Annotated in this window: 13 protein-coding genes; 3 read left to right on the top strand and 10 right to left on the bottom strand. The window is 72.8% G+C overall.

All coding sequences use genetic code 11. The features are described 5' to 3' along the window. Positions 1-133: 133 nt before the first annotated feature. From ACIRQY_RS21450 to ligD, 7 genes are all read right to left on the bottom strand, one after another. Positions 134-1,609: a peptidoglycan D,D-transpeptidase FtsI family protein gene (locus ACIRQY_RS21450; protein ID WP_403927991.1), complete on the bottom strand. Its 1,476-nt coding sequence runs from the start codon at positions 1,607-1,609 to the stop codon at positions 134-136. Further along, complete coding sequence (locus ACIRQY_RS21445; RefSeq protein ID WP_351781902.1) at positions 1,606-2,985, bottom strand: FtsW/RodA/SpoVE family cell cycle protein; 1,380 nt, start codon at positions 2,983-2,985, stop codon at positions 1,606-1,608. Before ACIRQY_RS21445 ends, ACIRQY_RS21450 begins: the two co-directional genes overlap by 4 nt. 246 nt (positions 2,986-3,231) lie before the next feature. Then, positions 3,232-4,572, bottom strand: a complete 1,341-nt coding sequence (locus ACIRQY_RS21440) for an ATP-binding protein (RefSeq protein WP_403927987.1) — start codon at positions 4,570-4,572, stop codon at positions 3,232-3,234. Continuing rightward, positions 4,569-5,459, bottom strand: coding sequence for a hypothetical protein (locus tag ACIRQY_RS21435; RefSeq protein WP_403927985.1), 891 nt, complete (start codon positions 5,457-5,459; stop codon positions 4,569-4,571). The genes ACIRQY_RS21440 and ACIRQY_RS21435 overlap by 4 nt, the downstream gene beginning before the upstream one ends. A gap of 824 nt (positions 5,460-6,283) precedes the next feature. Beyond that, positions 6,284-8,566, bottom strand: coding sequence for a PBS lyase (locus tag ACIRQY_RS21430; RefSeq protein WP_403927982.1), 2,283 nt, complete (start codon positions 8,564-8,566; stop codon positions 6,284-6,286). Positions 8,567-9,719: 1,153 nt separating this feature from the next. Continuing rightward, positions 9,720-10,622, bottom strand: coding sequence for a DNA ligase (locus tag ACIRQY_RS21425; RefSeq protein ID WP_403927979.1), 903 nt, complete (start codon positions 10,620-10,622; stop codon positions 9,720-9,722). Further along, positions 10,619-11,503, bottom strand: a complete 885-nt coding sequence (gene ligD, locus ACIRQY_RS21420) for a non-homologous end-joining DNA ligase (RefSeq protein ID WP_403927977.1) — start codon at positions 11,501-11,503, stop codon at positions 10,619-10,621. The genes ACIRQY_RS21425 and ligD overlap by 4 nt, the downstream gene beginning before the upstream one ends. A gap of 59 nt (positions 11,504-11,562) precedes the next feature. On the opposite strand from ligD, the gene ACIRQY_RS21415 reads away from it, so the two are divergent. Beyond that, positions 11,563-12,612, top strand: coding sequence for a Ku protein (locus tag ACIRQY_RS21415; protein ID WP_403927975.1), 1,050 nt, complete (start codon positions 11,563-11,565; stop codon positions 12,610-12,612). A gap of 140 nt (positions 12,613-12,752) precedes the next feature. On the opposite strand, the gene ACIRQY_RS21410 is transcribed toward ACIRQY_RS21415, so the two are convergent. Both ACIRQY_RS21410 and ACIRQY_RS21405 read right to left on the bottom strand, forming a co-directional pair. Then, entirely contained in the window at positions 12,753-13,766 is a 1,014-nt protein-coding gene (locus tag ACIRQY_RS21410; protein ID WP_351781918.1) for a DUF5954 family protein, read from the bottom strand. Positions 13,767-13,996: 230 nt separating this feature from the next. Next, the gene (locus ACIRQY_RS21405) at positions 13,997-14,302 is read right to left on the bottom strand and encodes a hypothetical protein (protein WP_403927973.1); all 306 of its coding nucleotides are present in this window, start codon (positions 14,300-14,302) and stop codon (positions 13,997-13,999) included. Positions 14,303-15,106: 804 nt separating this feature from the next. Between ACIRQY_RS21405 and ACIRQY_RS21400 the strand changes: the two genes are divergently transcribed. Beyond that, positions 15,107-16,540, top strand: coding sequence for an ATP-binding protein (locus ACIRQY_RS21400; protein WP_403927971.1), 1,434 nt, complete (start codon positions 15,107-15,109; stop codon positions 16,538-16,540). Between the two features lie 237 nt (positions 16,541-16,777). Then, positions 16,778-19,192: a helicase-associated domain-containing protein gene (locus tag ACIRQY_RS21395; protein WP_403927969.1), complete on the top strand. Its 2,415-nt coding sequence runs from the start codon at positions 16,778-16,780 to the stop codon at positions 19,190-19,192. Between the two features lie 101 nt (positions 19,193-19,293). Here the strand turns inward: ACIRQY_RS21395 and ACIRQY_RS21390 are convergent, their stop codons facing one another. Then, positions 19,294-21,696, bottom strand: a complete 2,403-nt coding sequence (locus ACIRQY_RS21390) for a GIY-YIG nuclease family protein (protein ID WP_403927967.1) — start codon at positions 21,694-21,696, stop codon at positions 19,294-19,296. Positions 21,697-21,791 lie beyond the last annotated feature (95 nt).

The following is a 21,791-nucleotide window of genomic DNA, read 5'->3' as shown; positions in this document are numbered from 1 at the left end:
GGGAGCGGTGCCGGGTGGGACCCCGCGCACCCTTCCGGCCCTCCGTGCTCCCCGGTGTCCCGCCCGTCCCTGATGCCCACCCCTCCCCGCTGCCCGCCCCTCCGGCCGTGTCACCCTCCGGCGGCGCCCCTCCTCACGGCCGGTCCGCCGCGTCGAGCCGCAGCGCCTCCTCCATCACCGACCTGGCGACCGGGGCCGCGCTGCCGCCGCCGCTGATGTCCGTACGGGAGGCCTCCGCGTCCTCCAGGACCACCGCGACCGCGACCGAGGGCCGGGCCGAGTCCTCGGCCCGGGCCCAGGCGATGAACCAGGCGTACGGGGTCCCCGTGTTGCCGAAGCCGTGCTGCGCGGTGCCGGTCTTGCCGCCGACCCGGGCGCCGGGGATCGCCGCGTTGGTGCCCGTGCCGTCCACGACCGCCTTCACCATCAGCTCCTGGAGCCGCAGCGCCGTCGAGGGGCTCATCGCCTGCCGGTAGCCACGACGGCCGGTGCGCTCCACCGTCGTTCCGCCGGAGGTGGTGGTCCGGTCGACGAGGTACGGCTGCGCGATCTCGCCGTTGTTCGCGACCGCCGCCGCCACCATGGCCATCTGGAGCGGTGTCGCCGTCGTGTCGAACTGCCCGATCGACGACAGCGCGAGCTGGTCCGGGCTCATCCGGCGGTCGAAGTTGGACTTCGCCACCCAGGAGGGCACCCGCAGCCCCGGATCGTTGAAGCCGAACCTCTCCGCCGCCTCGACCATCCCGCTCAGCCCCACCTTCACCCCGAGCCCCGCCATCACCGTGTTGCAGGACCACTGGATCGCCTCGGACAGCGAGGCGTCGCCGCACCCCGTGGCCTCGTTGGGCAGCACCCGCCGGGTCCCGGGCAGTACGAACGGGTCGGGGGTGTCGGTGGGCGCGTCCACGTCCCGCACCACCCCCGAGTCCAGGGCGGCGGCGGCCGTCACGATCTTGAACGTGGAGCCCGGCGGATACGTCTGCCGCAGCGCCCGGTTCAGCATCGGCCGGCCGGGCGCGGTGTTGAGCCGCCGCCAGGCGTCCTCGACCTTCCTGCCGGTGCCCGAGAGGAGACCGGGGTCGTACGAGGGCGAGCTGACGAGCGCCAGGATCCGCCCGCTCGACGGGTCGAGGGCCGCCACCGCGCCCCGCTTGCCCTCCAGCCCCCGGTAGGCGGCCTCCTGCATCGAGGACCGGATCGTCGTCACCACGTCCCCGCCGGGCTGACGGCCCCGGGTGAGTTCGTTCCAGAGCGGCAGCGGCGCCAGCATCGGGTCGGTGCCCGACAGGACCGCGTCCTCGGCGTTCTCGACGAGGGTCGTGCCGTACGTCTGAGAGGCGTAGCCGGTGACCGGCGCGTACAACGGGCCCTGCGGGTACGTCCGTTCCCAGCGGAGCTGCTGCCCGCTGTCCCGGGAACCCGTCACGGACCTCCCGTCCACGAGGATCTCGCCGCGCGGCTGGGCGTACCGCTCGATGGCGATCCGCCGGTTGGCCGGGTTGTCGTCGAGCTCGTCCGCCTGGAAGACCATCACGCGGGCCGCGTTGACGAGCAGCGCCACGAGCAGCACGAGACAGAAGGCGGCGGCCCGCCGCGCGTACCGGATCACGAGGCACCCTCCTTGACGGGCGCGAGCGTCCCGGTGTCGGCGGAGTCCGGGCCCGGCGCGCGGGCGGAGTCGCTGACGCGGATGAGGAGCGCGACGATCACCCAGTTGGTGACCACGGACGAACCTCCCTGGGCCAGGAACGGCATCGCCATGCCGGTCAGCGGGATCAGGCCCATCACCCCGCCCGTGATGACGAAGACCTGGAGCGCGACGATCGACGCGAGCCCGATGGCGAGGAGCCGTCCGAAGGGGTCGCGCAGCGAGAGCCCGGCGCGGTAGCCGCGCGCCACGAGCAGCGCGTACAGCATCAGGATCGCGGTCAGGCCGACGAGCCCCAGCTCCTCCCCGGCGGTCGCCAGGATGAAGTCGGACTTGGCGGCGAAGCCGATGAGGACGGAGTGGCCGAGACCGAGGCCCGAGCCGAGCATCCCCCCGGCGGCGAAGGCGAACAGCGACTGCGCGAGCTGCCCCGGCCCCTGGCCCGCCCGGATCGAGGCGAAGGGGTCGAGCCAGTCCTGCACCCGGCTGTGCACGTGCGGTTCGAGCGAGCCGACGAGGAAGGCCCCGGCGGAGGCGAGGACGAGCCCGACCGCGATCCAGCCGGTCCGCCCGGTCGCCACGTACAGCATGATCACGAAGAGGCCGAAGAAGAGCAGCGAGGTGCCCAGGTCCCGTTCGAGGACGAGGACGCCGACGCTCAGCAGCCAGATCGCCACCAGGGGGCCCAGCACCCGCCAGGTCGGGAACTGGAGCTTCCAGAACCGGCGGCCGGTGTACGCGAGCGCGTTGCGGTTCGCGGCCAGGTAGGCGGCGAAGAAGACGGCGAGCAGGATCTTGGCGAACTCGCCCGGCTGGAAGGAGAAGCCGCCGACCCGGATCCAGATCTTGGCGCCGTTCACCGCCGGGAAGAAGATCGGCAGGATCATCAGGGCGAGCGCGGCGGCCACCGACACGTACGCGTACCCCTGGAGGGTGCGGTGGTCGCGCAGCAGCAGCACGACCAGGATGAAGAGGGCCACCCCGAGCGTCGACCAGACCAGTTGCGTGGCCGCCGCCCGGACGCCCGGGGTCTCCAGGTCGAGGCGGTAGATCAGCACCAGACCGAGACCGTTGAGCAGGACCGCGATCGGCAGCAGCAGCGGATCGGCGTACGGGGCGCGGAACCGGACCACGAGGTGCGCGACCAGCGACAGCAGACCGAGCCCGGCGCCGTACCGCAGGGCGTCCGGCGGTACGGCCCCGCTCCGGGCGAGGCCGACCTCGGCGTAGCCGTAGACGGAGATGAGGACGGCGCAGACGAGGAGGGAGAGTTCCACGCCGCGGCGCTTCGGGATGCGTACCCCGGGCGGGGGAGCGTCCGGGCGCGGTGCGGTCATGGCCGCAACGTAGCAAGCGCCATGCGCTATGTCCCTTTTGTGTGACGGTGTGCCGTGCGGCGTGGCGTGGCGTGGCTCTGGCTGTACGGGAGTGCCGGTGTGCCGGGAGCGTCGGGTGGCCGGGAGTGCTGGGAGTGCCCGGGAGCGTCGGGTGGGCTGGGAGTGCCCGGGTGGGCCGGGAGCGCCGGGTGGCCGGGAGTACCAGGTGGGCCGGGAGTGCTAGGTGGGTCGGGTGGGTCGGGTGGGTCAGTCCCCGGGGCCCGTTCCCGGGCCGCTCTCCGGCGGCGGGGTGTCCTCGGGGAGGCTCAGCAGGGCCTCCGCGCCGCCCCCGTCGGGCACGGTGAACCGCAGCCCGGCGCCGATGACCTCCGCCTGGCCCGCCGCGATCGTCAGACCGAGGCCGTGCCCCTTGCCCCGGCCCTCGGTCCGGAACCGCTGCGGCCCCGATTCCAGCAGGTACGCCGGGTAGCCGGGCCCGTGGTCGCGGACGGACACCACCGGACCGTCCACCGTCACCACCACCGGCGGGGCCCCGTGCCGGTGGGCGTTGGCCACCAGATTGCCCAGCACCCGTTCGAGACGCCGCCGGTCGGTCTCCACCATCGCGTCCCGGACGATCCGCACCTCCGTGTCGGTGCCCGAGGCGCGCACCACCCGCTCGGCGAGCGGGCCCAGTTCGTGCACGGCGAGGTCCACGGTCTCGTTGCGGGCGTCCAGCCGGGAGATCTCCAGCAGGTCCTCGGTCAGCGCGCGCATCGCCCGCACCCGGTCCCGCACCAGCTCCGAGGGCCGTCCCTCGGGCAGCAGTTCGGCGGCGGCCGAGAGCCCGGTCAGCGGGGTGCGCAGCTCGTGCGCCACGTCGGCGGTGAACCGCTGCTCGCTCTGCAGCTTGCGCTGGAGCGAGGAGGCCATCGTGTCCAGCGCCCCGGACACCGTGGCCACCTCGTCCAGAGGACGGCTGGGATCCTTCGTACGGGGGTCGTCGACGCGCGCGTCGAGGTCACCGGCGCTGATCCGGCGGGCGACCTGCGCGGTCAGATGGAGCCGCCGGGTGACCCGGGTGACGGCGAACGCGCCCACCAGGAGCGTCGCGCCGATGGCGAGGCCCGAGGAGCCGACGATCGAACGGTCGAGGGCGTCGATCGTCCCGGCGCTCTGCGCGTAGTCGACGCGCACGGCGAGGGCCCGGCGGCCCGTGTGCCCCCTGACCTCGTTCGTCGGACCGGCGGCGGGCCCGTCGGCCGGGCCGTCCGCCGGGGCGGCCGCCCACATCGTGGGACGCCCTCGGTCGTCGGCCACCATCGTGCCCCGCTCGCCGCGCAGGGCGAGCGCCCGCAGGGAGGCGGGCAGCCCCTCGGGGTCGATCCCGGCGAACCGGGGCAGCGGCTCACCCGCCTCGTACAGCCGGCTGACGTCGGTGAGCCGCGCGAGCGCCTTCTCGCGCGCGTCGTTCACGGTCTGCCCGGTCACGGAGACGTGCACGAGGACGCCGAGCAGCGCCGCGAGGGCGCAGCACATCACGGCGATGAAGAGGGCGGCCTTCCAGGTGAGCGTCGCGGTCCAGGCGGGCCGCCGGGGGGCCCTCACGGGGCGGACCCGTGCGGGGTGGCACTGCCGTTCCCTGACGAGGGCGAGGGCAGCGGCGCGGGCGGGTAGCCGGTGTCGCCCGCGTCCGTCGCGTCGGCGGCGTCCCCGGCGGCGGGCGCGGCGGCCGGTCCGCGCGGGGGGCCCGGGGTCGGGGCGGGCGTCGGGCTGACCAGCCGGGGCGCGGGCGGGGTCGACGGCCCGGCGCCGGGGGGCTTCACCCGGACGATCTCGTCCCGGGTGGGCAGCATGCTGTGCTGCTGCTCGTCCCAGGACCAGGCGGTGCGGTACTCGTACCCGGGGATGCCCGCCGAGCCGACCCGCATGATCAGGTCCCGGCCTGCCACCTCCACGCTGATGACCTGGTCGACGGTGGACATGATGCGGGTGAGCCCGCCGTTCTCGGCGAGGTAGACGCGCACGCCGACCTGCTGGTCCGGCATCCGGATGCCGACGATCAGCTCGTCCCGTCCGTTCCCGGTGAGGTCGCGGTAGTACGGCCGGAGGACGGGACAGGTGACGGGCGAGGCGTCGCAGTCCTCGATGGCGCGCGCGGTCTCCTCGTACATCCCGTCACCGCCGGTGTACGTCCCCGGCCGGGCGCGCACCTCGGCGCGGACCACGGTCACGGGGTCGACGGAGCGCACGTCGTTGTCGGGCACCCGGACACCTGGCACCCGTTCGGTGTCGGTCTTCCCGTAGTCGACCGGCGGACTCGTGGCGGGCGGCAGCTCGGGCCACAGCTGTACGGGCCCCACGGCGACGGGCGTGGCCCCGGCGCTCTTGAGCCCGCCCTCGCCGCGCCCTCCGCCGCACCCGGTGAGCGCGAGCGGGAGCAGGAGGGCGCAGAGGGCCACGACGGCGGCGGTCTGCGGTCCGCGCGGGTTCACGGCACGCTCCTCGGGTCGGGGTCGGGGTCGGGGCGGAGGGTCGGGGGACGAAGGGCGGGTGGCGGACGGGCGGGTGGCGGACGGGGGGACGGGCGCCGGGCGGGACCGGCCACCGGCCGGAACCGGTGGTGGCCGCGACCGGCCGGACGACCGTCCGCCGGTGCGGTCACACCGGATCGACCGCACCCGGCCGGTCCGGCATCCGGTCGGGACCGCTGTCCGCCACCCGTCCACCACCCTGGACGGTACGGCTGTCCACCACCCTGGACGGTACGGCCCGTCGTCCCGACCGGTGCGCACCGCCCGGAGCGCGGGGCCGGGTCCACCGCCCTCGCGGCTGATCCGGCGCCCGGCCGTTCGACGGGTGACGGGCGACAGATCGGCCGGGACCCGGTGGACCGGCCGCGGCCCGCTGGACTCACCGGTACCCACATCGACCGGTGGTGATCCCTGGGGGGATCGACAGTGATCGGGTGCGATCGACGGGATACCGACCGGGCGGGGGATTTCGTCCCCCTCCCAGTAGACCTTATGCGGAGGAACGTCCTTTTCGTCTCACTGGGTCTGTCCACAGCGACGAGGCTGCCTTCCGAACCGCCGCGGTGGCGGGCCGTTTTCCCTACCACCGCAGGGGCGGGCCGCTTTCGTACGGCCCCGCCGTACCCGCCGGGCACCCGCCATATCCGGCGGAGCCCCGCCGTACCCGCCCGGCCCCTCCGAGCCGACTGTCGGCCCCGGACCGGCCGAGCCATCCCGGACCGGGCGGCCATCCCGGACCGCGCCCGGTCGGGACCCCGCAGCCGCCGTCCGGACCCGCGATCCCCTCAGTACCCGCCCCGCTCCATCCTCGCCAGGGCCGCACGACACAGGGTCAGCAGCTTCTCGTCCTGGTGGATGTCGTGGCTGCCCGAAGCGCCCTCGCGGGCGTTGTGGCGGCGGCGCCGGGTCAGCTCGGTGAGGATCACCAGCTGCGCGTCCTTCGCCGCCGGGCCCATCTCCGCCAGGCACTCCGCCACGTCCACGCGCGTGTGCCGGTTCTCCTCCCAGGCCGCGAGCAGCACCGGAAGCGCCTCCGTCGCGTCCCCCGACACCCGCCAGAGCGCCGCCGCGCACTGCACCCGGACCCACAGGTCCCGCGAGGCCAGGCCGGGCCTGAGGAAGGCGGCCGACGAGGCCGCCGCCGGGCCGATCTCGCCGAGCGCCTGCGCCGCCGCGCACCGGTCGGCCCCGGTCGCCCCCGGCCGCAGCCACCGTTCCACGGCGGGCAGGGCCTCCGCGAGGTCCCCCTCGGCCGCCCACAGGGCGCGCGCCGCCGCCGTGGCGACCGTGGCGGAACCCGCGTCGAGGAGCCGCCGTATGTCCGGTACGGCCTCCCGGGCCGCCGGGCCGAAGGCCGCCAGCGTCCGCAGGGCGGCCTCCCGCACCCAGTCGCGCCGGTTCTCGGGAGCCCCGCACAGCACCCGCAGCACCTCGGGGACGGCCTGGGAGCCCCGTACCGCCGCGAGCGCGTACAGCAGCGGCGCCGCACCGTCGTAGAGCCGTTCGTCGAGCGCGACCTCGGCCAGACGGCGGCGCAGCAGCGGCGCGAGCATCGACGCCGAAGGCCCCAGGCCGTCCATCGCGTACAGCAGCTCCCGCCGCACCTCGGGCTCCTCCAGGGCGCGGGCGAGCAGCGGCACGGCCCGGGGGTCCCCGGCGCGGGCCAGCGCGAGCAGCGCGCCGTCCCGCCCGGAGCGGCCGACGAAGGGGCTCGGTCCGCCACCGGTGCGGCCGAGCGGACCGGGCGGCCCGGGATCGGCGTCGGGGCCGGAGGTGAGGCCCGGGTCGGGGGCGGACCCGGAGTAGGAGTCGGGGTCGGCGGGGCCCGGACCCGTGGGGCCGACCAGGGCCGTCCCGTACGGCCGGGGGGCGCCGGTCCCGCCGGTCCGCCCCCGCCCGTACGCCCGGGAGCCGCCCGCCGGGCCCGTCGCCAGACGGGCCGCGAGCGCGTCGGCGGCCGGTGAGCCCAGCTCGAACAGCCGCTCCAGGAAGGTGGTGGCGGCCTCCCTGAGCCGGGGCTCGGAGTCGTGGAGCTGCTCGCCGACCAGCCGCACGACCTCCTCGTACCGCCCCCGCCAGACCCGTATCAACCCGCCGCACAGCCAGATCGCGTCCGAGCGCTGGCCCCAGTCCGGGCTGCGCAGCTGCGCCAGGATCAGCGCGATCCGGTCGTCCACCCGGTCGTCGAGCGCCGCGTGCAGGGTTCTCAGCAGTTCCTCGGTCCAGGGCGCGGGCCGCCCCGCCGCGTGCTCCTCCAGGAGTTCGCGGACCTGCCCGATGAGCGTCGGCGAGGCCGTCCGCCCGCCGCCCGGGGCGGCGGCCTGCCGGGCGTTCGCCCGGATCTCCTCCAGGAGCCCCGTCACCCACGGCACCACGTCGTCGGGGATGTCGCCGGGCGCGCAGCGCGCCCGCTGCGCCAGGGCCGCCAGCCGCAGCCCCGGGTCCTGGGCCGCGCGGGCCAGCCAGTCGAGCCAGTCGACGGTCTCTGCGCGTAGCGAGGCGTGCCGCAGGGCGATCCGCCCGAGCGCGGCGACCAGGGCGAGCCGCACCTCGGTGTCCCGCTCGACGGTGAGCCGTTCCCGGAGCAGGGTCAGGACGCGGGCGGGCTCGGGGTGCAGCGAGGCGAGGGCGCAGGGCGCGGCGAGCCGCACCTCGGGGTCGGGGTCGGAGACGAGGCCGAGGAAGACGTCGGCACCGGCGGCGATGGCCGCGGCGGCCATCGCGTAGTTGGCGGCGGGGATGAACTCCTCGTCCTCCGGGTCGAACGCGTCCAGCTCCTCGTCGTCGTCGAGCTCGATCCCGCCGATGCTGGTGAGCAGTTCGACGATGCAGCCGCGTTCCTGCACCCCGGGGTCGGCGACGAGTTCGAGGAGGAAGGGGATGCAGGCGAGCGTGGAGTCGTACACATCGCCCTGGTGGTGCACGGAGCCGTACATTCCGTCGAGGGCGGCCTCGCGCTCGGCCGGATCGCCGGAGGCGAGTCCGCGGAGCAGCTCCGGCACGTCGTCCGCGGGGCCGTACGCGTGCCCCAACGAGGCCCAGTCGACCTCCTCGATCCCCGTCAACATGCCAAGGCCGCCTTCCCCGTGAGCGCTGTACCAGGCAGCAAGTGTGCACCACGGGAGGGACAGCAAGGCCTTACAAGCGACAGCGTTCCCACCGGGGAAGCCGAGTTGCGGCCTCTTTGCGCCATGTACGGTACGGAGCCCGTCAGTTGCGCTCCGTTGCGGGCTCCGGGGCCTTCGGGGCGGCTTCCGAAAGGGCCGGACGACTCTGTTCCGGACCCGTTCCTGACGCCTCGCGCGGCCGTCCGCCGCTCGTGCTCCGGCATCGCGGTCCGGACCGGCCGGGGGTGCCGGGCGGAGGAACCGTACGGCCCCGGGGGTGACCGGACCCGCCTCCGGTCGCCCACCGGGCGGTCGCACCGGTCGCGCCGACGGCGCCCGGCCCGGCCCGGCCCGTCCCGATGATGTGCGGGAACGGGGTGCGGGCCCGCCCGGACGACGGAGCGCCCGAGGGGCCACGCGGGGCCGCCGGGGCGGGCGCGGGACCCCGCCCGGAGGGGGGCGCGCGAGCCGGTCGCGCGGAGGCCCGGCGTCCGGGCCGGACCGCCGCCCGGCGGCGGCGGACGCGGGTACGGACCCGCCCCGGAGGCCCCGCCCGCACCGCGGACCGGCGCTCGCCCGCCCCCGCGCGCGCCCCCGGACACACCGGCTTCCACCACCCGGAAACGGGGCCCGGACGGCGCGGAACGCCGTTCTTCCCCGAACGAGTGACCACGGACTGGCCGGAACGGTATCCGGGCCGGTTTGGACGACGGCGGGATGATCACGCGGGGGCGGGCCCGATTCGGCCGGGAAGCGGAACGATCCGGCCGGACCCCGGCCGAACCCGGCCGGACCCCGGCCGGGGGCTCCGGCGGGTGGGGTCCGGTGGAGGCCCCGCCGTGGGTCCCCTGAGAGGTGACCCCACCGGGTACGGGTCTCCCGCCGTACGCGGATCCCACCCGTACGGGTCGCGTACGGCTACGGGTCTCCCACCCGCCACGGGCCTCTCACCCCTTACGGGTCCTCGATCCCCCTACGGGCCCCCGGCACCCCCCAAGGGTCGTGAACCCCCTACGGGTTCTCCGCCCCCCTACGGGTTCTCCGCCCCCCCGTACGGGCCTCCAGGCCCGTACGGGTCCCCCGGAGGTCACTTCGGCCGGTCGCGGGTGCCGCCTCACTCCGCCGCCCGGACCCGGACGAAGGCCGCGACGTCCTGCCGCTGCCGTCCCGCGCGCCGCCGTACCTCGACGGGGACGGGCGGGTCGATCCGGTGGACCGGGCCGTGTTCCGGGTCCTCGGCGACCGGCCCGGCGCGCGTGGCCGTCAGCGCGCCCACCTCGTGCGCCTGCGCCGGAGTGAGCCGGGGCGAGGTGGTCACCGTACGCCCGTCGGTGAGCCGTACGAGCAGGGCGCGGGGCCGGTCCGGCGGACCGAGGACACCCAGCAGGGTGCCGTCGACGGTGTCGGCGTACCGGACCTTCCGCCATGCCCAGGTGGCCCCGGACCGGTAGACGGAGTCGAGTCGTTTGGCGACGATCCCCTCGACCCCGGTGCCCCGCAGGTCCCGGTACCAGTCGCGGGCGGTCCGCTCGTCGGACGTGGCCAGGACGCGCTGGAGCGGGGGCCCGGTCTCGCGCAGGGCCGCGCCGAGCAGCTCCCAGCGGTCGCGGAGCGGCAGCCCCCGTACGTCGAGACCGGGCACGGCCAGCAGGTCGAAGGCGATGTACGAGACGGGCACGCCGTCCCGGGCGCGTTCGGCGGCCGGCCGGAGCAGGTCGGTGAAGCTCAGCCGCCCCTCGCGGTACGCGCACAGCTCGCCGTCGAGCACGATGCCGGGCGGCAGCCCGTCCCGCAGGTGCGCGGCGATGCCGGGGAAGTCGGGGGCGAGGTCCCGCCGGGACCGCGACTGGAGGACGACCCGCCCGTCCCCCAGGACGAAGGCCAGCGCGCGGAACCCGTCGAGCTTGAGCGAGTACTGCAGGTCACGGGGTGGTTCCCGCTGTACGGGAAGGTCGTCGGCGGGCCGGGGCCGCATCACCTCCACGGGCGGCGGGAGCGCGACGGCGTCCGCCCTCACGGCAGGACCCCCGCCCGTTCGGGCGCGAAGAGCGGGGCGAGGAGGTCCCCGTACCGCTCCACCCGGGGCGCGATGTCGTCCAGGAGGAGGGTGAGGGCCCCGGGGTCGGCGCACTCCCCGACCTCCTCCCAGGTCACGGGGGCGGAGACGGTGGGCAGGGGCCTGGCCCGCAGCGTGTAGGGGGTGGCGGTGGTCTTGGCGGCGGCGTTCTGGCTGTGGTCGACGAAGACCTTCCCGGTGCGCAGGGCCCGCGCCATCCGGTGCACGACGAGCCCCGGCAGGGCCGCCTCCGCCTCGACGGCGAGCTGCCGGGCGTACTCGGAGACCCGCGCGGAGGGCGTCGGCACCAGCGGGACGAGCAGGTGCAGCCCCTTGGCGCCGGAGGTCTTCGCCCAGGCCTCCAGACCATCCCGCGCGAGCCGTTCCCGCAGGTGGAGGGCGACCCGGCAGCACTCCACGACGGTCGCGGGCGGGCCGGGGTCCAGATCGAGGACCAGCCGGTCCGCGACGGCGGGGGAGGCGGCCCGCCACTGGGGCGTGTGGAACTCCACGACCAGGTTCGCCGCCCACATCAGCGAGGCCAGATCCTGGACGAGCACCTGCCGGGCGCCGGGGGCGTCGGAGCGGGGCACGGGGGAGGTCCTCACCCAGGAGGGCGTGCCGGGCGGCGGATTCTTGCTGAAGAACAGCTGCCCGGCGGGCCCGTCCGGATACCGCAGGAACGACACCGGGCGGTCGCGCAGATGCGGCAGGATCACAGGCCCGACGGTGGCGTAGTAGTGGAGCAGCTCGCCCTTGGTGGTGCCGGTGGCCGGGTGGAGCACCTTGCCCAGATTGCTGAGCGCCAGCCGTCGGCCCTCCACCTCTGTGATCGGCGTCATACGATGAGAATCCCACGATTCGTACCGGTATGCGGCGGTCGGGACCGAGAGGAAGAACCGTGCGATCCATCTGGAACGGAGCCATATCCTTCGGCCTGGTCAGCATCCCGATCAAGCTGGTGAACGCCACCGAGAGCCACTCCGTCTCCTTCCGGCAGATCCACGCGGAGGACGGCGGGCGCATCCGCTACAAGAAGGTGTGCGAGCTGGACGGCGAAGAGGTCCCCCCGGCGGAGATCGGCCGGGCGTACGAGGAGGGTGACGGGACCATGATCCCGGTCACCGACGAGGACCTGGCCGCGCTGCCGCTGCCCACGGCGAAGACGATCGAGATCGTCGCGTTCGTACCGGCGGGCGAGATCGATCCGCTCCAGATGGACGCGGCGTACTACCTGTCGGCGAACGGCGTCCCCGCCGCCAAGCCGTACACCCTGCTCCGTGAGGCGCTCAAGCGCAGCGACAAGGTGGCGGTGGCGAAGTACGCGCTGCGGGGCCGGGAACGGCTCGGCATGCTCCGGGTCGTCGACGACGTCATCGCCATGCACGGGCTGCTCTGGCCGGACGAGATCCGCGCCCCGGAGGGGGTGGCCCCGGAGACCCCGGTGAGCGTGCGGGACGCCGAACTCGACCTGGCGGACGCCCTGATGGCGACGTTGGGGGAGGTGGACATCCACGGTCTGCACGACGACTACCGGACGGCGGTCGAGGAGATGATCGCGGCGAAGGCGGAGGGCGGAGAGGGCGTCCAGGCACCGGAACCGGGGGAGGAACAGGGCGGCGGCCAGGTCATCGACCTGATGGCGGCGCTGGAGAACAGCGTGCGGGCGGCGAGGGAGGCCCGGGGCGAGGACGCGGTGGTGACGGAACTGAAACCGCGCGGGAAACCGGCCCCGGCGGAGACGACGCCGAAGAAGAGGACGGCGAGGAAGACGACGACGGCGAAGACCGCGACGGCGGGCAAGAGGTCCGCGGCGGCGACGAAGACGGCGAAGGAGCCGAAAGGGCCGAAGGGTACGACGACGAAGGAGCTGACGACGAAGGCGACCTCGACCGCTTCCCCGTCCCCGACTCCGAGGAAGAAGGCTCCCGCGCGCAAGCGCAGCGCCTGAGGGGGGACGGCGCACCGGGCCCCGGGACGGAGGGGCCGGCCCAGGGTCGAGCGCGGCTTCCCCGGGAGGCGGGGAACCAGTGCCCCGCCCGGAGGAACGGGGCGCCACCCGGAGAAGGGGGACGGGGGCGCCCGGCTCCGTCACGTGTCGTAGTGGAGAGTCCCGTCGTCGTCCATCCGGGGGTGCATGGGGGACGGGTCGTACTCGTCGACGTCGGAAGGGCGGGGCCCTTCCGGCCCGTCGGGTCCGAAACGGACCATGCGCTCCACGCGGCAGATCCTGAACTCCCGCCCGTCGACCCGGGCCTGGTCGGAACTCCCGGCGGCCCGGAACAGCTCACCGGCGCGCCGGTACCGCTCCCGTTTCTCGTCGCCCCACTGGTAGATGCGGGCCCACAGATCGGTGAGGTCGTCGTAGAGCGCGCGGCGCGCGTCGTGCGGGCTGGGTTCGAGGCCGCCGCACGGCACCCAGCCGGAGCCCTCGCGCTCGACGATCCCGAAGGTGACCGGGAGCATGGCGACGTCGGGATGGGTGCCGACCGCCTTCCGGGAGTCGTCGCGGACCCCGGCCGGATAGCGCTTCCCGGTGTACCGGAAGTCCCGCATGCCGAAGCGCAGGGCTTCCGCCATCGGCCCCCGCATTCCTTCGGGGTCGAAGACGACACCGGTGTCGGGGCAGCGCCCGGGGGTGAGGCGCCGCTCCCACACACGGAACACCGGCTCGGGGTCGGTGGGGCGGGGCGGTTCGAGCCCGTCGTCACTGGAGCGCGCGAACTCGTCGCCCCGGATGACCCGGTAGCGCAGCCCGAGGACGTCGAGTTCGTTCACGCGCTCCTGGGCGAGGAGGTCGACGGCGTTCATCAGCGCGCGCCGCTCGACGGGTTCGTCGGTCTCGTCCTTGGCCCGGAAGAAGAAGTGCGACTGCAGACTGTCCCGGGTCTCCTGGGGCATCCCCGACCGCACCGGCAGGACGATCTCCCACGGCCCGCCGGGCTCCTGCGCCGCGACCCCGAAAAGGGCGCCGCGCACGCTCAGCCCCGGATACTTGACGGCGGCCTCGGCGGCGTCGATCTCGGTCACCCAGGCAACCGGATCCTCCCTCTCCACGAGCCCCGCCCGCGCCGCGTCGAGCCGTTGCTTCCAGTCCTCGTCCATGCGCGCATTGTGTCCGCGCCCCCCACGGCGAATCCCGAAAACACCCGATCCACCCCGCCACCGAGTGAACCTGACCGGAAACGAACGGGCCCCTGGCGAACCGGACGCCACCCTCCCCGAACGCCTGCGCGAGACACCGCCCGCGCAGCCCGGCCCACAGGACAGGGCGAGCACCGTCCCGAGCCACGGTCACGAGGCTTCCTCGTGCACTGCCTCCGGTGATCGGACGATCAGGGGCAGCGCTCCACTGCGTGGGGCTGCAGCCTCAATTCCTGGACCTGGTAGCAATCCGAGTAGACGGTCGCGATGACCGTGCCGCAGGCGCACACCAGGTTGGGCCCCCACTCGCCGTCCATCCCGCAGCAGTAGCCGCGGCGCATCGCCGTGTCGGGGTGCTCCTCCAGCCCGAGGCCGTCGCACGCGTTGAGCACGATGGTGCCGCGCGGGCCGGACTCCACGAGGAGTCGGGACGATCGGTCCAGAACATAGGGCGGTCCGGACGGATCGGGGTCGACGGCGAACGTCCCCGGGGGCATCCGCACGAGGGGAGCGGCGGAGTGTCCCCCGGCGTCCGGGGGAGAAGCCTCAGGACGGTGCCACCCTTCATCCGAGTCAGGATGCGGCAGGGGCCGCTCGACAACCGTCGAAGTCACCGCACGGCGACACCCGCGGCACTGGAAGAACATGATCGACACACCTCGCTCTTCATCCATTGTCGGTGGTCACGAGGTCACGAGGTCACGAGGTCATGAGGTCACGAGGTCACGGGTGGCCGTGGGCGGCCGCACCCGAGCTGCCGGGCAGTGCGGGGCGGGCGCCTCGCCGAGCCGGAGAGGACCGTGACGGCCCTTCCGTCGCCGATACGCGGCAGGGCGCGGTTCCGTGACGCACGGCCCAGACCGCGAACAAGCTGCCACTCCTGCCGTACGGTCGCTCCGTCCGGTACCCGCCCGCACGTACAACAAGACCCCGTACTCAGCGTTTCCACTGACTACGGGGTCTGTTCGGCACTTCTCGCGAAGTGCCCCCGGCAGGATTCGAACCTGCGCACACGGCTCCGGAGGCCGGATCGTACCCAAGTGTTTGCCCAGGTCAGCCACCTAGCTGATGAGTTGTCAGGCTTGCCGTCCCACGCATGTCCCACGACTCGGCAATGTGCTGAATGTCGCAGAATCTGAAGGGTGTGGGCTTCGGCGAACGAGACGCCGCCGCGCGGATTCCTTCCCCGCCGTCTCGGCGGGGTTGTCGACGGGGGCGGCAGAAGTCAATTAGGCTCTAAGTAGGATTCAATCTACGTAATGTCGAATCTATGTTTCTTGGAGACTGGGGGTGGGACTCTGATGGAGTTCAAGGGCAGGTCTGCCGACCTGGATCAGCTGGCTCGGCAGCTGGGCCTGGTGGTCGGCGGTACGGGGGCCACGCGTGGTCAGGCTGTGATCGTGACGGGCCGGCGCCGGGTGGGCAAGTCTCGTCTGGTCCAGGAGTTCTGCGACCGTTCTGGGCTTCCGTACGTGGTCTTCCAGGCGACGCGGGGACGCAACGCCGTGACCGAGCGGGCGGACTTCGCCGCGACGCTGGCGCATTCCGCTCTGCCCGGGGCCGAGCTGGTGGCCGGGCTGCAGGCCTCCGACTGGAACCAGGCACTGCGTTCCCTGGCGGTCGCGATTCCGGACGACACCCCGAGCATTGCGGTGCTCGATGAGGTGCCGTGGCTGGTGGAACAGGACGGGGAGTTCGAGGGGGCGCTGCAGACGGTCTGGGACCGGCACCTGTCCGCCAAGCCCGTCCTGCTGATCCTGGTCGGCAGTGACATGTCGGTGATGGAGGCGCTGCAGTCCTATGGCCGCCCCTTCTTCGGCCGGGCGGCCAAGATGACCGTACAGCCGCTGCATCTGGCCGATGTGCAGGCGATGACCGGTCTGGACGCGGCGGAAGCGGTGGACGCGCTGCTGATCACCGGAGGGTTCCCGGAAATCGTTCAGTCCTGGCGGCCGGGGATGGGTCGCCAGGACTTTCTGCGCGAGGCTGTGTCCAACCCGCTTGCCCCGCTGTTGGTGGCGGGCGAGCTGTCGCTGCTGGGGGAGTTTCCCGAGGCGTCCCACTCGCGCGCGATCCTGGAAGCGGTCGGCAGTGGCGAGCGGACCTTCTCCACCATTGCCGCGCAAGCCGGTGGTGCCGGCGCGCTGCCCTCGGGCACGCTGTCTCCGCTGCTGAACACGCTGCTGGCCAAGCGGGTCCTGGCCGCTGACCTGCCGCTCTCGGTCAAGGCGGACAGCAAGAACAAGCGCTATCGCATCGCTGATCCGTACCTGCGGTTCTGGCTGGCTTTCCTGCAACGCGGGATCCCGCTCATCGAGCGCGGTCGCGGCGATCTGGCGCTGGAACGCATCGAGCGGTCGTGGGCGACCTGGCGGGGCCGGGCCGTCGAGCCGGTCGTCCGCGAGTCGCTGCTGCGGCTGCTGCCCGACGAGATGTGGCCGCAGACGGAGGCGGTCGGGGGCTGGTGGAACCGTCAGAACAACCCGGAGATCGACCTGATCGGAGCCGACCGCGAACCCGTGGCAGGGCAGGTTCATTTCATCGGCTCGGTGAAGTGGCTGGAGTCGCAGCCGTTCGGCCGACGTGAGTACGACGCCCTGGTACGGGACATGCTCGCCGTGCCCGGTGCCGACCCGGACACGGCGCTGGTGGCGGTGTCCCGTTGCGGTGTCGAGGAGGATCTCCCGCTTGCGGCGCATTGGGGCCCGGAAGACCTCGTCCGTGCCTGGCGGTAGCCGGGGGAGCAGCCAAGCACGGTCATGGTGATGTACCTGCCCCGGGCGCCCAGCGGCGGGAGACATCGACCGCATTCTCAGAACCTTCCGGACATCGAAGCCCCTTTGCGTGGCTGCGAGGTGACGGACCCGGTTCACTCCCGCGGGGTGACCGGACGGCGCTAGCCTGGCCGGGTGAATGCGCGTACCGCCCTTGTGAAATGGCTGGGGACCCTGGATCCTCTGCGGCTTACCGCGTTGCTGGAGGAACGGGATCTGCCGCTCGCCGCCGGGTACCGACGGATCACCACCCTCCGCGAGCTCGCCGAACACCTGCTCACCGACGAGTCGGTGGGCCAGGGCCTGATGGCGGGCACTGCCGGAGAGCTGGAATTGCTCGCTTCCATCGCCTCCCTTGCTCTGGAGCAGCACGGTCCCGTAGCCGGTGGCGAGGCCGAGGACGGGCCCCGGTATCCCTGGCAACTGCGGAAGCCCGTTCCCCCGGTGGAACCCGCGGACCGATGGGTGCCCGAGCGGGACGTGCTGTCCTGGTTCGAGCCGGGGGAGAAGAGGCAGCGGGCGGAGCACGTTCTCGCCCGGCTCCGGGAGCGCGCGCTGTTGCTCCCCGCTCCCAAGGGTCGACTGGCACTCCCACCACTGCTGCACGTCCGCGCCGCCGGGTTCGACGGTTACGGGCGCAGGGCCGACCGGCTGCTGACCACCGCCTACAACGCCCCCGAGGTCAAGCGGATCGCCGCAAACCTCTTCGGCGAGGGCGCGGCCCGCACCCGCGACCAGGCCCAGGAGATGATCACCACTCTGCTCGCCGATCCCGCCCGGGTGCGGGCACTGGTGTCGGACGCCCCGGTCCGGGCGCTGGAGCTGCTGGACCACCTGGTACCCGGCCCGCCGCTGCTGCGTACCCACGGCTTCGTCAGCCGGTACGGGTCGCAGTACGCGGGCCCGGACGCCAAGTACGTCTTTCGGGAGGGCGGCAGCGGCGACGAGGGCACCGACTGGCTGGCCGGGCGCGGACTACTGATTCCCTCCGGCCTCGACCTGGTGGAGCTTCCCTACGAGGTCGCCCGTGCGCTCCGCGATGAGGGCGCGACACCCAGCCCCCGGCTGGAACCGGAGCCGATCACCGCCACCGCGCCGCTGCCGTCCGGCTGGGAGGGCGAGGGTGGCACGGTCGCCGCGGCGGCCGCCTGGCGGGCCGAACTGGTACTGCGGGCACTGGCCGCCCAGCCCGTCGCGATCCGCAAGGCGGGCGGGATCGCCGTACGGGAAACCCGGCGGCTGGCCAAGGCGGCCGGAGCCGATGAGGCCGACACCCGGCTGTGGCTGGACCTTGCGGTGAACGCCGGACTGGCCGCGCCCCGGGACGACGAACCGCCCCCCACTTCCCGCGGCCGCCGGAACCCCAAGGCCCCCAAGCCCTCGGCCCAGCTGTTGCCGAGCGACTGCTACGACGCCTGGGCCGCCGCTCCGCCCGCGGGTAAACTGCTGCCGCTCCTGGCAGCCTGGGCCGTGGTCCCCGCAGTTCTCAGCCACTGGCCGGACCCCGACGAGACCCCGGTCGCGCTCATCAGCCCGCAGGACGAGGACGCCGTGACCCTCCGCACGGGGGTCCTACGAGCGCTCGCCCTCCTCCCCGACGGACACGGGCTGACCGCGAACGCGCGCGGATACACCGAACTGCTCGCCCTGGCCGCATGGTTCCAGCCCGCCCTGCGCGCTCACCTGGCCGCAGACGCCACGGGGGAACTGACCGGCCTGGACGGAGTCCTCGACCGCATGGCGGCCACCCTGACAGAGGCGGCCCTGCTCGGCGTGGTCGCCCACGGCGCGCTCACCCCCGTCGGGCGGGCCCTGTGCCACCTGCTGGAGGCAGGAGCCGCCCACCACTACCCGGCAGTGCCCGGTGCGGACTCCGACCCGTCCGCCCGTGGCTCGGAGGGCCTGGGCGAGGACCTCTCCCTCCGCCCCACCTTGGCGAAGGCGGTGACCACCCTCCGCGAGGAGCTGTACGCAGCGCTGCCCGAGCCCAGCGACACGGCCCGGTTCCAGAGCGACCTGACCGCCACGGTCACCGGGGCGCCCGCGCCCGCCCTCGCCGACCTGCTCACCGCGGCCGGGGACATCGAGTCCGAGGGCCACGCGGTGGTCTGGCGCATCACGGCAACCTCCATCCGCCGGGCCCTGGACGCCGGCTGGAGCGCAGACGAACTACTCGACCGCCTCACGGCGGCAAGCGAGCGCGACACCCCCCTCCCCCAACCACTGGCCTACACGATCAAGGACACCGCCCGCACCCACGGACAACTCACGGTCGTCCGCTCCGCCTGCTGCATCCGCTCGGACGACACCGCCCTGATCGCCGAGGTGGCCCAGGCCCGCGGCCTGGCCAAACTCCGCCTCCGCCGGATCGCCCCCACGGTCCTGATCTCCACGGCCCCACCGGAGGAGACACTGTCAGCTCTCCGCACAGCCGGCTACGCCCCCACCCAGGAAGCCGAAACGGGCACCACCCTCCTCGACCGCGACCCCACCGACCGCGCCCCGAACCTCCTGCCGGCCCTGGACCAGGCTCACGCTGCGTACGGTGAACCGGGTCGCGGCGCCCCTGCGAGTGCCCGCCTACTGGCCGCCAGCCTCACCGCGGCCGGCTAGGAGACGCGCGTCAGACATCGCCTTCGGTGCCCACGTCTGGCGCACATGGCACCGGGGCGACAGGGACGGGGACGGGTGCGATCAGTGCTGACCATGGCCGTTCAGTGGGCTCGCCGGGTCCGTTGTCCCAGCTGGGGCAGCCAGTACTCAGGGGGCTGAGGGTGTGTCGCGTACCCGGCCCATTCCTCGTCGGGTTGTGGAGACCTGGGTGCCCAGGTGCGCGGTGCGGGCAGAGCGAGTGCTGCCCGCACATGCTTACCCATCGCGGGAGTGGGGTCCACTTCCAAAGCGTTCAGAAGGAGCGGCATGCCTGATGAATGGAATTTCGGTGACGAAGTTCGGTACGTCACCTGGCAGAAGCCGTCAGCTTCGAATACGACACTCCGACAGTTGTCCGGTCCCTCCCGATCCGACAGCCAGACCAGCCGGTCCCCAGCGACCAGGCGCTCTCGACCCATGAGTAGGCGGTTGTGGACGGTCCCCTCGCGGTCGAGGAACGGTACCGGATCCGTTTCTCCGCCCGGGTCGTTGTCACTGAGCCCTGCCACGTGGCCGGGATCGTGCGTTGCGTGGATCTCCAGTAGGTCGTCGTCCGAATGTGCCTGCCAGAGGTCGAGCACGTCGGCGGAATCGCTGAAGAAGTCAGGCCGGGCTGTGAGCGCGAAGACCTGGCCTGCCTGGAGGGGTAGGGCAACACGATCGCCGGCCCGCAGCCGGTGGACGGTGGGCAGCGACCCCCACGTGTGAATGCCGGTCACGACTTGCTGGCAATGATGGATCGCTCTCTTGGCGACGCCTAGGGGGACGCGGAAGAACTCCCGGTTGGCGGAGACCCTGTGAGCCGCCAGGAGGCCGTGCACTGCGCGCTCGACCTCGGGGGCCCGGTCGGTCGTGACCCTGAAGAGCACCTCGAATGGGTAGGGAACCGACGTGCCCGAGAGGGCTCTCGCGCGGTCTTCGGCAAGCTGCTCCGTATAGCCGATCTTGAGCATGTCAGGAAAGGCGGGGTTACGTTGAACGTAGACGAAGCCAATCTCCCGCGGAGCCGTCCCGAGCGTCCTCGCTGCTGCCTCATCCCCTCGACTCGGGGTCCCCTTCCTCTTGTGCCGGGTAAACCCGTCCATGGACACAGGCGGGTCGGTGTTCAGCGACCGAAGCGCTCCTGCCTTGCCCTGATACGAGGCCACTGCGATGCGGTGCGGCGCCGAGTAGTCCCCGACAAGCGCGCGGCCCGTGCGTTGCAGGGCTTCCGTGAGGGCTGGGATGCCTTCGTGGATGTCGTACCCCTGGCTGCGGCTGGTCGGCACCATCTGCGCCAAGGCCTCGGTGGCGATCTCGGTGATGAATTGTGCGAGCTCTGGCCCTATCGGCGCGTACAGCGTCCCCACGTGGTCTTCGTCGTGATCCCATTCGTCGCCCGATTCGACGTAGAGATCGACCGGAACGCCATCGCGCCGACTGAGCAACAGTAGTTCGCACGCGTGGACCGGGTTGGCAAGGTCGAACACGAATTGTGCGAGCAAGCCGGGCGTTTCCGTTCTGGGCTTCCGGCAGACCAGCGTGAGCAGAGTTGGCTCTGCAGGATCCATTTCGATGCTCAGGGGGAGCACCCCCTCGTCTCTCGACGCCATGGTCGCCTCCACCTCGTCCGAGTGCCGGGCGGTGAGACTCCACCATGGGACCGGTCCCCAGGTGCCGTGAACCGCCTGGAGGTCGGGGTGATGAGTGTGGGCCTCACGGTCGAGCGACCAGTTCAGGAAGGTGAGTACACAGCCGTCACGGAAGGACTTCTCCGCACTGCGAGGCCGTAGAAGATCTTGCTCGGTGGTCCCCAGAGACTTGATGGCCGCAGAGACATGAGCGAGTTGCTCCTCCACCAACGCAACGGCGCGGAGAGCGATCGGCCGGAGTTCGTGGTCTGAATCCAGGCGCTCGATCGCCATGCGCAGGTAGGCGAGGGACCCATCGCACTGTGCCTTGTCCGAGCCGAGCAGCCTCAAGTGGTCAGCTTTGTAAGCGGGGAACCCATTCAGCCAACGGTCATGGGTGGCATCTGTCTTGAGCAGACTGAGTGCCACGAAATTCGCGGCCTGAGGGTCGGAGTTGAAGTGCACCCGAAGTCTTGAGTGGATGTCCAAGTAGGCGGGCAGGGGAGCGAGCGAGTGAGGTGCGATGAGGTCCGCGGTTTCAAGATCCTCCAGGGCCCAGTACCTCTTCAGCTCTCTCCTGACCTCGCTCTCGGAGACCATCCCGGCCCGTTGGCCTGCCCAGGCGCAGAGCAGCAGGCGGTAGGTGCTCTCCGGACTCTCAACGCGTAGACCTAGACCGAGCAGGAGCACCCAGCCCGCCACCCCGTCCTGCTCCATACGCCGGTGGACATCCTTCACCAACTCGGAGAGCTCGTCCGGTGAAGGCTCGGGGCTGGTGAACATGGGTGAGCCGATGAGGGGTGTGAGCGACTCCAATGCCGGCTGCCCACGGCCTTGGAGGACGGCGATACGCATGATCAGCAATGCGCGCAACAGGTGCGGGTCACCCAGCTCGTCGGAGATCCGCCCGACGCCTAGCGCTCCGCTGCGTTGGAACAGGCCGCACAGGC

Origin of the sequence: Streptomyces sp. NPDC101490 (assembly GCF_044767145.1) — a bacterium.
Classification (GTDB): Bacteria; Actinomycetota; Actinomycetes; order Streptomycetales; family Streptomycetaceae; genus Streptomyces.
The sequence above is the reverse complement of the archived record's forward strand: the minus strand, read 5'-3'. Positions and strand labels throughout refer to the sequence as shown.

Bases quoted from the DNA above. Each gene is read 5' to 3' on its own strand.
- ACIRQY_RS21445 (WP_351781902.1), bottom strand. From the start codon at position 2,985: ATGACCGCACCGCGCCCGGACGCTCCCCCGCCCGGGGTACGCATCCCG.
- ACIRQY_RS21430 (WP_403927982.1), bottom strand. From the start codon at position 8,566: ATGTTGACGGGGATCGAGGAGGTCGACTGGGCCTCGTTGGGGCACGCG.
- ligD (WP_403927977.1), bottom strand. From the start codon at position 11,503: ATGACGCCGATCACAGAGGTGGAGGGCCGACGGCTGGCGCTCAGCAAT.
- ACIRQY_RS21410 (WP_351781918.1), bottom strand. From the start codon at position 13,766: ATGGACGAGGACTGGAAGCAACGGCTCGACGCGGCGCGGGCGGGGCTC.
- ACIRQY_RS21405 (WP_403927973.1), bottom strand. From the start codon at position 14,302: ATGCCCCCGGGGACGTTCGCCGTCGACCCCGATCCGTCCGGACCGCCC.
- ACIRQY_RS21400 (WP_403927971.1), top strand. From the start codon at position 15,107: ATGGAGTTCAAGGGCAGGTCTGCCGACCTGGATCAGCTGGCTCGGCAG.
- ACIRQY_RS21390 (WP_403927967.1), bottom strand. From the start codon at position 21,696: ATGCGTATCGCCGTCCTCCAAGGCCGTGGGCAGCCGGCATTGGAGTCG.